Genomic DNA, 12,177 nt, shown 5'->3' with positions numbered 1-12,177 from the left:
GAGTAGCAGTGGAGGATTTAGCTTAAGGTTAATGTCGGGTCAGGCTTTCGAACCCGAAACGGGGCCCGCTGGCGGATACCGGGTTGCGGGTCGGCGCACCGCTTTGGGCGCGCCGACCGCAGATCCATCCGAATGGAAGAATGGCTCCCCGGGTCTGATTCGAACAGACGACCGATCGATTAACAGTCGATTGCTCTACCGCTGAGCTACCGGGGATCATCGGAGAGGCGGCGCTATATCAACAGGCTGGCGCGGTGCCAAGACCCGTCCGCAATTTTCTTCCGAGGGGGCGGTTGTAGAACCGATCAGGCGAGAAACTGCTCCATCACGATGCGGTCGTCGAGTGCATAATCCGGGTCGAACAGCAACTCGAGCGTTACGGTCCGGTCGGTGCTCACCGTCACCGAGGCGACGTCGCGGACTTCACGTTGGTCGGCGACGGCGGACACGGGCCTCTTGCCGGCTTCGAGCATGTGAAATTCTATGCGCGACTTTGCCGGCAGGATGGCGCCGCGCCAGCGGCGCGGCCGGAACGGACTGATCGGGGTGAGGGCGAGGAGGTCGCTGCCGAGCGGAAGGATCGGGCCGTTGGCGGACAGGTTGTAGGCCGTCGATCCCGCTGGGGTGGCGACAAGGACGCCGTCGCAGACAAGTTCCTCCATGCGAACGCGCCCATCTATCTGGATCTCGATCTTTGCGGTCTGGCGCGTCTCACGCAGCAGGGAAATCTCGTTGATAGCGGGGAAAATCTGCCTGTCCCCGGCCAGCGACCGGGCCTCCATGATGAGGGGGTGCAGCTTGAACCGTTTCGCCGCCTTGATGCGGTCGGCAAGCCCTTCGGCCCGAAACTCGTTCATCAGGAACCCCACCGTGCCGAGGTTCATGCCGAAAACCGGCACCGTCCGTCCTTCGGCGAGCATGCGGTGCAGAGTCTGCAACAGGAAACCATCGCCGCCCAGGGCCACAAGGATATCGGCCTGTTCCGGCTCAACCCAGTCCGCCAGACCCTCGAGCTGTTCGCGGGCGGCGCGGGCGGGCGCGGTAGGAGACGCCAGAAGGCCGAGCTTCGGCTGGCTCATCCGCCTGTCACGCTCATATGGCGGTCGACGGCAACGTTTTTCGCGCCTCGTTCGATCGTGAAATCATGGCCTTCAGGCTTCAGCCGCATTGCCTCGTCGAGCGCTGCATCGAGAAGCGAGCCGGCCGGGTCCTGCCGCACGAGCGCGCGCAGATCGACATGATCCCCCTGACCCAGACACATGAACAGTTCGCCTTTGGCGGTCAGGCGGACACGGTTGCAGCCGGCGCAAAAATTATAGGTGAGGGGAGTGATGAAGCCGACATCGCCTCTGGTGGCCTCGCTGCGGAAATAGCGCGCCGGTCCGCCGGTGGACTTGACGAGAGGCGACAGGGTGAATCGCTCGGCGAGCCGCTCCTTCACCACCGAGAGGGGCAGGTAGTCGTCTGCGCGGTCCCGGTCGGTCTGACCCATCGGCATCGTTTCGATGAACGTGATGCTATGGCCCTCGCCGTGAGCCCAAGCGACCATGTCGCCGAGTTCATCCTCATTGAGGCTGCGCAGAGCCACCGTATTGATCTTCACCGAAAGGCCGGCGGCGGCAGCGGCTCGAATTCCGGAAAGCACGTTTTCCAGCTTGCCCCAGCGCGTCACCGACCTGAACCGGTCCTCGTCCAGCGTATCCAGGCTGACGTTGATGCGCCGGACGCCGGCCTCGTGCAGGGAGACGGCGTGCTTCTCGAGCTGGTTCCCGTTGGTGGTCAGGGTCAGCTCCGACAACCCCTCGCTCCGAAGTCCGCCGAGCCGATCGAGCAGCTTTGCGATATCGCGTCGCACCAGCGGTTCACCGCCCGTCAGGCGGATCTTGGTCACGCCGCGCTTTACGAAGGCGCGTGCAATGGTCTCGATTTCCTCGAAGGACAGGACATCCCTGCGCGGCAGGAATGTCATATTTTCCGCCATGCAGTAGGTGCAACGGAAGTCGCAACGGTCGGTGACCGAAATCCGCAAATATGTGATCGTCCGCCCGAAGGCATCGACGAGATTTGGCGCTTGGCCCATGTTCATAGGGCCCGGCTATCGAAGGCGTAGCGTACAAACAATAGCTACGATGGTCGCCAAGTCGCGTGTTAACACGTGAAAAGACTGTGTTAGGGTGATCCCATGCGCTTAATGTTGCGGGGCAGATGAAAAAAGCACCCGTCCTCCTCCTGTCGATCCGCTACGAGCGAGAGGTAAAGGCCGTTCTCGAGCAGGCGGGGAAGTCTGTGCTGCTCGCGGCGCCAGACTCCGATGTCGGGCGCGCCTACCGGAATTCCTCGGCTTTCATCGCCCTCGTCGACGCGCGGGGCGCGATCGAACTGGGCCTCGCCAAGGCTGCCGAACTGTCTCAGCATGTGGCGGACCGGCGCGGGGCTATGCTCGTGCTGCTGTCGCGAAAGGATGCGCAGTCGCTCGACCGTGTCTACGAGGTCGGCGCGACTCACTATCTCGTCAGCCCATTCGGCGGCGACCAGTTGCTGTCAGCGCTGCGCTTTGCTGAGCGCATGATCGAACGGATGCGCACCAGTGGTACCGAGGCGGCGCTCGCCCAGGCGCAGGACTATCTGCAACAATCGCCGCGCTGGTACTGGTCTGCCGGGTCGAACACGGTTCGTCTGAACGACGACCTCAGTGCGCTTCTGGGGCTTACGGGTGCCGAAGAGGTCCCGCTTCGAATGCTGGCCCGCCTTCTTCCTGTCAGGGAACTTGCGGACTTCCGTGCGGCGATGCGACCGCTACTCGAGGCAGAGGTCAGCGGTCCGGTCGATCATCCGTTGAACCTGCCCGACAAGAAGACTCGGCTCGTGCATCATGTCAGCCCGGTTCACGGTGAGAATGGTGAGTTCAGCGGCCTCATGGCGGCCGTCGAGGACATCTTCGAAACCGCGACCCAGAAGCGGCTGTCCGCGCACTTCGATTCGCTTACCGGACTTGCCTCGCTGAGCAGTATTCGTGCCCGCATAGACGAGGCGCTCGTCGCCGACCGGGACCCTCAGGTCGGGGCTATCGCGGTCCTCATCGGCCTCTCGCGGTTCGACCAGATCAACGCATCCTTCGGCAGGCATGTCGCCGACCTGCTGCTGCAGGCCGTCTCGCGGCGACTGCGGCGTCTGATCGAGGAGCGCGGCTTCGACAATACGGTCGCCGCGCGCCTCGGGGGAACGGAATTTGCCGTCGTCTTCTTCGGTCCGATCCAGCTGAACCAGGGCGTCTTTTTCTCTCAGCTCGTGTCGGGCATCTTCGACCGGCCGTTCATCATCGAAGGGCGGCGAATCTATCTGTCCTGCCGAATCGGCATTGCGGCCAGCGACCCGGATATGACCAGCTCCGACGAGTTGCTGCGCGCGGCGACGTCCGCACTCGCATCCGCCCGGTCCCTGGGGCCAAATGCCTTTCAGGTCTACTTGTCCGGCCACGACACCGATCCCGTCAGGCTGGCCACCCTGGAGCAGTCGGTTCGCGACGCGGCGCGCAGCGGCGAACTCGACCTTCGCTACCAGCCGCAGGTGGACGCCTCGAACAACCAGATCGTCGGAGTCGAGGCGCTGCTGCGCTATGAACATCCGGTCTACGGCCAGTTGACGGCCGATACGCTTCTCAGCACGGCCGAACGCGGTGAATTCGGTGTCGAGTTCGGCCGGTCGATCTTGCGGCAGGCCTTCCGCGAGGCGGCCAGCTGGCCGAGCGACATGCAGCATCTGCGCCTGTCGGTGAACGTGACGGCGGCTGACATGCGCGACACGGAGTTCGTCTCTTCGTTGATCGACTCGCTCTCCCAGGCGAACTTTCCGCCCGATCGCCTGACGTTGGAGATCACCGAGGGGAGCCTGGTGGAGAATCTCGAGCATACCGCCGACATGCTGTCGGCGCTGAAACGGCGCGACATTCGCATTGCCATCGACGATTTCGGAACGGGCTACAGTTCGCTTGCCTATCTGAAGGCGCTGCCGCTCGATTATCTGAAGATCGACAAGCGAATCGCTGCTGACATTACCGGCGAAACCCGCGACAAGATCATCGTCCGCGGCGTCATAGACATGGCGCGTTCGCTCGACATGACGGTGGTCGCAGAAGGCGTGGAAAGCGAAACGCAGCTCGACCTGCTGATCCGCGCGGGCTGCAACTGGTATCAGGGCTTCCTGTGCGCGGGGGCGATGCCGACGGATGAGATGGTGCCGTTCATCCGGCACTGGAACAAGGCCGCCGGCAAGAAGGTGGCGAATAGCTGATGGCCGAAATATCGGCTCCCCCCGTTCGTATCGACGTCATCAGCGATTTCGTCTGCCCCTGGTGCTGGATCGGCAAGCGCGGAGTGGACGCGTTCGCGCGCACCCGGCCGGTCGAGAGGATCTGGCACCCCTATATGCTGCACCCCGGTCTGCCTCCGGAAGGGATGGAGCGTGATGCGCTGATGCGTATGAAGTTCGGGGCAGAGGGGCTGAGCCGCGATGCCGGCCGCGCCATTTCGGAGGCTGCCGAGTCGGTCGGCCTTTCCATCGACTATAGCCAGGTCGAGCGTGTGCCCAACACGACCGACGCTCATCGCCTCAGCAAATGGGCGAGCGGGCAGGGTGTGGGCGACGAGGTCGCCGAAGGTCTGTTCAGCGCCTACTTCTCTCGCGGCCAAGACATAGGTCAGACCGACGTTCTGGCTGAGATCGGAGCGGAGGCCGGGCTCGATGCCGACCTGGTGAGAGAGCTTCTTGCCAGCGATGCCGACCGGGCGGCGGTGGAAAATGAAGCGGAGGATTTTCAGGCACGCGGAGTTCCCGGCGTGCCCGCCCAGCTGATAGAGCGAAAGGGCATGCTGGTCGGCGCACAGACGCCCGAGGCGATTGCCGAGGCCGTGGAACGCCTGACCGCAGAGGACTGACCGTAGAGGACTGACCGCTAGCCCGTCGCTTTATCCGGCGAGGCGGGCCATCGATTTCGAGACTTTGAGAGTTCCGGTGAGCCGCTGCTGGGGGCTGCGCCAGTCGCGCTGGATGAACATCTTGTGGTCGGGCCGCAGCTTCACGACACCGGCATTTTTCTGAGCGAAGCCGATCAGCTTTTCCGGACGGGCGAACTCGTCATTGTGGAACGTGATGAGAGCTCCCTTCGCGCCGGCTTCGATCTTCGAGATATTGGCGGTCTTGCAGTGAATTTTCGTCTCGATGACCTGAAGCAGGTTCTTCACCTCGTCGGGCAGTTGCCCGAAGCGGTCGACAAGTTCGGCAGCCATGGCATCGACATCTTCGGCGTCCTCGATGTCCCCCAACCGCTTGTACAGTGACATGCGCAGATTGAGGTCGGACACATAGTCCTCAGGGATGAGGATCGCGGCATCGACGTTGATCTGCGGCGAGAATGCCTCGCGCGGCGCGTCAAGCCCGGCGTCGTGCGCCTTGGCTGTCAGCATCGCCTCTTCCAGCATCGACTGGTAAAGTTCGAAGCCCACTTCCTTGATGTGTCCCGACTGCTCGTCGCCGAGCAGATTACCGGCGCCGCGGATATCGAGATCCTGGGCTGCGAGCTGGAAGCCGGCACCGAGCGAATCGAGGCTCGACAGGACCTGCAGGCGCTTCTGCGCTGTCGGTGCGAGCGCCTTGTCGTCGGGGGTTGTCATATAGGCGTAGGCGCGGGTCTTCGACCGGCCGACGCGCCCGCGCAGCTGGTAGAGCTGCGCCAGGCCAAACATGTCGGCGCGGTGGATGATCATGGTGTTGGCGCTGGGAATGTCGATGCCGCTCTCCACGATCGTCGTGGAGACGAGAACGTCATATTCATGGTCGTAGAAGGCACTCATGCGCTCCTCGACCTGACCTGCGCTCATTTGGCCGTGCGCGATCACATACTTCACTTCCGGCACCCATTCGCGGAAGAACTCTTCCAGTTCGGGGATATCGGCGACACGGGGCGTGACCAGGAAGCTTTGCCCGCCGCGGAAATGCTCGCGCAGCAGCGCCTCTCGCATGACAACCGGGTCCCACGGCATAACGTAGGTCCTGACCGCAAGCCGGTCGACGGGGGGCGTTGCGATCAGCGACATGTCGCGCATGCCGCTCATGGCCATCTGCAGCGTGCGCGGAATGGGTGTCGCCGTCAGCGTCAACATATGGACGTCGGTCTTCATCTGCTTCAGCCGCTCTTTGTGAGCGACGCCGAAGCGCTGTTCCTCATCGACAATGACGAGCCCCAGCCGCTTGAAGTCGATCGCCTTTGCAAGCAGCGCGTGGGTGCCCACGACAATGTCGATTTCTCCGCTCGCCAGCCCCTCCTTCACCCGCTTCTGCTCCTTTTGCGAAACAAGCCGGGAAATCTGACCTACTTCGACCGGGAAGCCCTCGAACCGGTCCCTGAACTGGCGGTAATGCTGGCGGGTTAGGAGCGTCGTGGGGCAGACGACGGCGACCTGTTGTCCTTCCATGGCGGCAACGAAGGCAGCCCGCAGCGCGACTTCGGTCTTGCCGAAGCCGACATCGCCGACGATGAGCCGGTCGACGGGCTTGCCGCTCGCCAGGTCCTCCAGCGTATCGTCGACCGCTTTCAACTGGTCGTCGGTTTCCTCATAGGGGAACCGGTCGACGAAGGCGCCGAGCTGGCCTGCATCGGCATCGAACACCTTTCCTTCACGCTGCGCGCGCAGCGCCGCCGTGCGGATCAGTTCGTTCGCAATCTCGCGAATGCGTTCCTTCGCCTTCGCCTTGCGGGCCTGCCAGTTGGCGCCGCCCATCCGGTCGAGAACGACCGTCTCCGACCCCGCGCCATAACGCGACAGGACGTCCATATTCTCGACGGGAACATAAAGCTTGTCGTCGCCGGCGTAGGTCAGCTGGACGCAGTCGTGCGGCTGACTTCCCACCTCGATCGCGGTCAGCCCTTCATAGCGGCCGATGCCGTGATCCTGGTGCACGACAAGGTCGCCTGGCACCATCATAGACAACTGGTCCATGAAGGCCTGGGTCTTGCGCTTCTTGCGTGCGCGCCGAACCAGCCGGTCGCCGAGCAGGTCCTGCTCGCTGACGATGGACAGCTTTTCCGTCAGAAACCCATGTTCGATCGGAAGCACGGCCAGGCCGACCTGGTTTGAGAGCGCGTCCGCCTCGGCCCAGCTTGAGATCTCCTTCCAGCTATCGAACCCATTATCCGAAAGCTGCGATGCCAGGCGCGCGCGTGCGCCCTCGGTGTAAGCGGCCAGAAGAAGCGAGATCCCGTCTTTCCGCAGCGCCTCGGCGTGCGCGGCAAAGGCAGTGTAGAGGTTGTCCTGGGCCGCCCGCTCGGGCGCGAAGTCTCGCGACGCCTTCACCCCCATCTCAACGGCGCGTCCGGCGTCCTCCGGCTCGCTGAAGGCGCTGGCCATATGCACCGGGGCCTGGTCGCGGCGGGCCGCCCATTCGCTTTCGGTCAGATAAAGCGCGTCGGTCGGTAGCGGGCGGAAGGTGCCCGCCTCGCCCTTCAGCGCACGTACCCGGTTGTCGTGATAGTCCTCGATGGCTTCGAACCGCTGGGCGGCGGCAGGCGGGACGCCTTCCGCAGCGACGACAATGTCACGCTCGTCGAGCAGGTCGAAGAGGGTCCCCATCTCCTCCTCGAAGAGGGGCAGCCAGTTCTCCATGCCGGCCAAGCGCCGGCCTTCGCTGACAGCCTGGTATAACGGGTCCGACGTTCCCTCGCTTCCGAACAGGTCGACATAGGCGCGGCGGAAGCGGGAGACTGCGTCTTCCGTCAGCAGCACTTCGCTGACTGGCCGCAGCGTGAACGGCTCTGCATCGCCGGTTGTCCTCTGCGTGGCAGGATCGAAGCGACGCATCGAATCGATTTCGTCGCCGAAGAAGTCCAGTCGCAGGGCCTCGTCACGGCCGCCCGGAAACAGGTCGAGGATACCGCCCCTGACCGCGAACTCACCGCTTTCGAGCACTGTATCGGTTCGGACGAAGCCGTTCGAGACCAGGCGGGCAATCAGGTCCTCGGGATCAATGCTCTCGCCGGCGGCAAGATACGCGGTCAGGCTTCCGAGCCGCGCCGCCTTTAGCGTGCGCTGGAGCACGGCGTTGATCGTGGTCACCACCAGTTGCGGACCACGCCGGTGCTCGCTCAGCCGGGCAAGGCCCGCGGCCCTGTCGGCGGCCACCTTCAGGGAGGGGGAGGCGCGGTCATAGGGAAGAGAGTCCCATGCAGGGATCTGAACGATCTCAATCTCTGGCGCAAAGAAGCCTGCGGCCTCCGCCACCGTCGCCGCGCTCAGGTCTTCGGGTGCGATGTAGACTGCACGGCCGTCATCCTCGCCCGCCCGCCGCGCCAGTTCACTCAACAGTAGCGGGTGATAGCCCTGCGGCGCGCCGCCGATGACAAGCGGCGCATCGGCGCCGGCAATCCGGTCGAATGTCGTCAAGTGTCAGCCTTCGGAAAGGTCAGGGGGTGGACAGATAGTCGAGCGCCTGCATCGCGCTCATGATCTCGCCTTGATAGCGTTCGGGCACGGGCGCGGTTCCGATGGCCCACGCCATGATGTCCACGTCCGTTTCCTCCAGCAGTTGCTCGTACCACTGAATTTCCGCCTCGCCCCAATCGGCAAGGTGCTTGTCGCAAAAACCGCCGATCAGAATGTCGGCCTCCTTCGTACCGCGATGCCACGAGCGGTAGTGAAGGCGGCGACGGCGCGCGGCGAGCGGATCGACGATCTCGTTCTCGTCTCTTCCGGTGGGGGGCGGGGAACTGCTAGTCACCGGAGCCGAGCTATTCATGCGCCCTGATATCCTCAATCCCCTTTTTGCCGCAGTCGGCACTCTGGACGGCGTCGGGCCGCGCCTGACGAAGCAGCTCGCGCGCCTGAGAATCGAGCGGGTTATCGACCTAGTCTACCATCTGCCCGCGTTCGCAATCACCAGGCGACGGGTGGACGCAGCATCGGAGGCCGCCGAGGGCGACGTGATCGCCATTCACCTGACGGCCGAGCGGCACGAGCAGGGCAATGGGCGCCGCCCTTCGCGCATCGTCTGCCGCGACCCCGCAGGTGCCGAGGTAACGCTGGTCTATTTCCATGATCGCGGCGGCTATGCACTGAAGCAGTTTCCCGTCGGGCAGAGCCGCCTCGTCTCAGGAAAACTGGACCTCTATGGCGACCGCGCGCAGATCGTTCATCCGGACTTTGTTGTCCCCCCGGAAGAGGCGGACGCCTTGCCCGAGCGCGAGCCAGTCTACCCCCTGACGGAAGGCGTTACCAACAAGCGCATGCGCACGCTGGTCGATGCAGCGCTGAAAACGGTCCCCGGTCTTACCGAATGGGCCGACCCCGGTTTCGTCGAGCGGCAGGATTGGCACGCCTGGGCGGATACGCTCCGCCGGGTGCACGCACTGGAGGACGAGCCGGGTGAGCGTGAGCGGCTGTCCTATGACGAATTACTGGCGAACCAAGCTGCGCTTCTGGTGATCCGGCAGGCGGCACGCCGGCGCAAGGGCCGTTCCCTTACCGGCGATGGGGCGCTGCTTACCAGGCTGAAGGAAAATTTGCCTTACCGGCTGACGGGGGCGCAGGACCGTTCGATCGGAGAAATCCTTGGCGACCTTGGCGCCGACACGCCGATGCTTCGTCTGCTGCAGGGCGATGTGGGGTCCGGCAAGACGGCGGTGGCACTCGCCGCGATGCTGCGCGCGGTCGAAGCGGGATGTCAGGCAGCGATGCTCGCCCCTACTGAAATTCTCGCGCGCCAACATCTTGAGAGCCTGAGGGAGATGCTCGCCGGGATGGACGTTCGTACCGCTATTCTGACTGGCCGCGACAAGGGCAAGGCGAGGGACGTCATCCTCGCTGAGCTGGCGGCCGGGCATATCGATATCCTGGTGGGTACGCATGCCATCTTCCAGGACGCGGTCAGCTATAAGGATTTGGGCCTGGTTATCGTCGACGAGCAGCACCGTTTCGGTGTCAATCAGCGCATGGCGCTGACGGCGAAGGCTAAGGCGCCGCCGCACCTACTGGTGATGACGGCAACGCCGATCCCGCGCACGCTTACCCTGACCCAGTTCGGGGAAATGGACGAATCGCGGTTGGACCAGATGCCGCCCGGCCGAGAGCCGGTGGAAACCGCCGTCATCAGCATGGGACGGCTCGACGAGGTCGCTGCTGGCGTTGGTCGGCTGATGGATCAGGGAGGGCGGGCCTATTGGGTTTGTCCGCTCGTTAGCGAAGAGGACATGAGCGGAGAAAGCGCGGCCGCGGAGACGCGCGCAGCCGCATTGGCGCGCCGATTCGGGAAAGAGCGCGTGGGGCTCGTTCATGGGCAGATGCCCGGCCCGGAGAAAGATGCCGTGATGGCGAAATTCGCGGCCGGCGACATTCAGCTGCTGGTGGCGACCACGGTCATCGAGGTCGGCGTCAACGTGCCGGAGGCCACGCTGATGGTGATCGAGAAGGCCGAAAGTTTCGGCCTTGCTCAGCTTCACCAGCTGCGCGGACGGGTCGGGCGCGGGGGCGGGAAATCCAGCTGCGTGCTGCTTCGCTCCTCCGAACTCAGCGACACCGCCCGCGAACGACTGAAGCTGATGCGCGCAACGAACGATGGCTTCGAAATCGCTGAAAAGGATTTGGAACTTCGCGGGGGCGGTGAGCTTCTGGGAACCAGGCAATCGGGTCAGGCGGCCTATAAAGCCGCCCGCGCGGAAGACATCATGAAGCTGGCCGGAGTGGCCATGGACGATGCGCGCCTGTTTCTCGAACGCGAAGGTGGGTTCGAGAGCTCCCCACGCGCAGAGGCAATGCGCCAGCTCCTCTACCTGTTCGAGCGGGACAGCGCGATCCAGACACTCAAGTCTGGCTGACGATGGACCTGTATCCGGTCAGGATAAGTGAACCGCTGGGGTGTTTGCAGGTCAACCGACCCGAACGAGGCCGTGACGTTTCTTGCCCGCCGACAGCTTTTGCTCGCCAGCCGAAAGCAGCACGGTTTCATCGGCCACCGCCTCACCTTCGATGCGCGCACCGCCCTGCTTGATCAGGCGGCGAGCCTCCCCCTTCGAGGCGGCGAAGCCGATCCCGACCAGAGCGTCGACGATCGTTACCGGTTCCGAGCTTTCGAACACAGGCAGGTCGCCCCCCGCGGCGCCCTCGGCAAAGGTTCGGCGGGCCGTTTCCGCGGCAGCCTGAGCAGCCGAATCTCCTCGGCACATAGCCGTCGCTTCGTTCGCCAGAACTTCTTTCGCCGCGTTGATGTCGGATCCTTCCAACGTCTCCAGTCGGCGAATCTCGTCAATGGGCAAATCCGTGAACAGGCGGAGGAACCGGCCAACGTCGGCGTCCTGAGTGTTCCGCCAGAATTGCCAATAGTCATAGGCGGGAAGCTGGTCCTCGTTCAGCCAGACGGCCCCGGCTGCCGTTTTGCCCATTTTGCCGCCATCAGCCGTCGTAATCAGCGGCGTGGTCAGGCCGAAGACCTCACGCCCGTCGACGCGGCGGGTGAGCTCTATGCCGTTGACGATATTTCCCCACTGGTCCGAACCGCCAAGTTGCAGACGGCAGTCCGCCCGGCGTGACAGCTCCAGAAAATCGTACGCCTGCAGGATCATGTAATTGAATTCGAGAAAGCTGAGCGACTGTTCGCGGTCCAGGCGCAGCTTCACCGAATCGAAGCTGAGCATTCGGTTGACCGAGAAATGTTGGCCGATGTCGCGCAGGAAGGGGATGTATTCCAGCGCGTCCAGCCAGTCCGCATTGTCGACCATGACCGCGTCGGTCGAACCGTCGCCGAAGGTGAGGAAACGCTCGAAGACCGTGCGGATGGACGCGACATTTGCCGCGATGACCTCGCCAGTCATCAGCTTGCGGGCCTCATCCTTGAAGCTTGGATCGCCGATTTTTCCGGTGCCGCCGCCCATCAGAACGATGGGCTTGTGCCCGGCCTGCTGCAAACGGCGCAGCATCATGATCTGGACGAGGCTGCCCACGTGCAGCGAGGGCGCCGTCGGGTCGAAGCCGATATATCCCGGGACCACCTGAGATGCGGCGAGGCGGTCCAGCGCGTCGGGGTCGGTCTGCTGGTGGATGTAGCCGCGCTCGTCGAGCAGGCGTAGGAGATCGGACGTGAATTCGGTCATGATCGCTTGTGCTTGTATCTCGGGAAGAGGCGGGCGCTTAGCAT

8 protein-coding genes and 1 tRNA gene are annotated in these 12,177 nt (G+C 63.7%); 3 read left to right on the top strand and 6 right to left on the bottom strand.

Annotated features, from left to right (window positions below):
• Positions 1 to 141: 141 nt before the first annotated feature.
• The 3 genes from KCN53_RS08730 to moaA all read right to left on the bottom strand — a co-directional run bounded on the left by KCN53_RS08730 (position 142) and on the right by moaA (position 2,080).
• Positions 142 to 216, bottom strand: a tRNA-Asn gene (locus KCN53_RS08730).
• An 89-nt stretch (positions 217 to 305) separates the two neighbouring features.
• A complete protein-coding gene (locus tag KCN53_RS08725; RefSeq protein ID WP_088712719.1) occupies positions 306 to 1,079 on the bottom strand; it encodes an NAD kinase in 774 nt (257 codons plus the stop codon).
• Complete coding sequence (moaA, locus tag KCN53_RS08720; RefSeq protein WP_207790648.1) at positions 1,076 to 2,080, bottom strand: GTP 3',8-cyclase MoaA; 1,005 nt, start codon at positions 2,078 to 2,080, stop codon at positions 1,076 to 1,078. The genes KCN53_RS08725 and moaA overlap by 4 nt, the downstream gene beginning before the upstream one ends.
• A gap of 125 nt (positions 2,081 to 2,205) precedes the next feature.
• On the opposite strand from moaA, the gene KCN53_RS08715 reads away from it, so the two are divergent.
• Positions 2,206 to 4,290 (top strand): putative bifunctional diguanylate cyclase/phosphodiesterase, encoded by a 2,085-nt coding sequence (locus KCN53_RS08715; protein WP_088712721.1) that lies wholly within the window; start codon positions 2,206 to 2,208, stop codon positions 4,288 to 4,290.
• Positions 4,290 to 4,934: a DsbA family oxidoreductase gene (locus KCN53_RS08710; protein ID WP_088712722.1), complete on the top strand. Its 645-nt coding sequence runs from the start codon at positions 4,290 to 4,292 to the stop codon at positions 4,932 to 4,934. Before KCN53_RS08715 ends, KCN53_RS08710 begins: the two co-directional genes overlap by 1 nt.
• Positions 4,935 to 4,964: 30 nt before the next feature.
• Here the strand turns inward: KCN53_RS08710 and mfd are convergent, their stop codons facing one another.
• Together mfd and KCN53_RS08700 are read right to left on the bottom strand one after the other, a co-directional pair.
• Positions 4,965 to 8,435, bottom strand: coding sequence for a transcription-repair coupling factor (gene mfd / locus KCN53_RS08705; RefSeq protein ID WP_088712723.1), 3,471 nt, complete (start codon positions 8,433 to 8,435; stop codon positions 4,965 to 4,967).
• Between the two features lie 19 nt (positions 8,436 to 8,454).
• On the bottom strand, positions 8,455 to 8,724 hold the full coding sequence (locus tag KCN53_RS08700; protein WP_224199681.1) for an FAD assembly factor SdhE: 270 nt from the start codon (positions 8,722 to 8,724) through the stop codon (positions 8,455 to 8,457).
• Between the two features lie 61 nt (positions 8,725 to 8,785).
• On the opposite strand from KCN53_RS08700, the gene recG reads away from it, so the two are divergent.
• Entirely contained in the window at positions 8,786 to 10,861 is a 2,076-nt protein-coding gene (gene recG, locus KCN53_RS08695) for an ATP-dependent DNA helicase RecG (protein ID WP_088712725.1), read from the top strand.
• A 51-nt stretch (positions 10,862 to 10,912) separates the two neighbouring features.
• Here recG and tyrS read toward each other — a convergent pair whose 3' ends face one another.
• Positions 10,913 to 12,133, bottom strand: a complete 1,221-nt coding sequence (gene tyrS, locus KCN53_RS08690; RefSeq protein WP_088712726.1) for a tyrosine--tRNA ligase — start codon at positions 12,131 to 12,133, stop codon at positions 10,913 to 10,915.
• Positions 12,134 to 12,177: the final 44 nt, after the last annotated feature.

The sequence above is a fragment of the Pacificimonas aurantium genome (assembly GCF_020092905.1).
Classification (GTDB): domain Bacteria; phylum Pseudomonadota; class Alphaproteobacteria; order Sphingomonadales; family Sphingomonadaceae; genus Pacificimonas; species Pacificimonas aurantium.
Note: the sequence above shows the minus strand (reverse complement) of the source record. Positions and strands in the feature narration are given on the sequence as shown.

What these genes read in the sequence shown, in the direction of transcription:
- moaA (WP_207790648.1), bottom strand. Translation starts at nt 2,080, where the DNA reads ATGGGCCAAGCGCCAAATCTCGTCGATGCCTTCGGGCGGACGATCACA.
- KCN53_RS08725 (WP_088712719.1), bottom strand. Translation starts at nt 1,079, where the DNA reads ATGAGCCAGCCGAAGCTCGGCCTTCTGGCGTCTCCTACCGCGCCCGCC.
- recG (WP_088712725.1), top strand. Translation starts at nt 8,786, where the DNA reads ATGCGCCCTGATATCCTCAATCCCCTTTTTGCCGCAGTCGGCACTCTG.
- KCN53_RS08715 (WP_088712721.1), top strand. Translation starts at nt 2,206, where the DNA reads ATGAAAAAAGCACCCGTCCTCCTCCTGTCGATCCGCTACGAGCGAGAG.
- KCN53_RS08710 (WP_088712722.1), top strand. Translation starts at nt 4,290, where the DNA reads ATGGCCGAAATATCGGCTCCCCCCGTTCGTATCGACGTCATCAGCGAT.
- tyrS (WP_088712726.1), bottom strand. Translation starts at nt 12,133, where the DNA reads ATGACCGAATTCACGTCCGATCTCCTACGCCTGCTCGACGAGCGCGGC.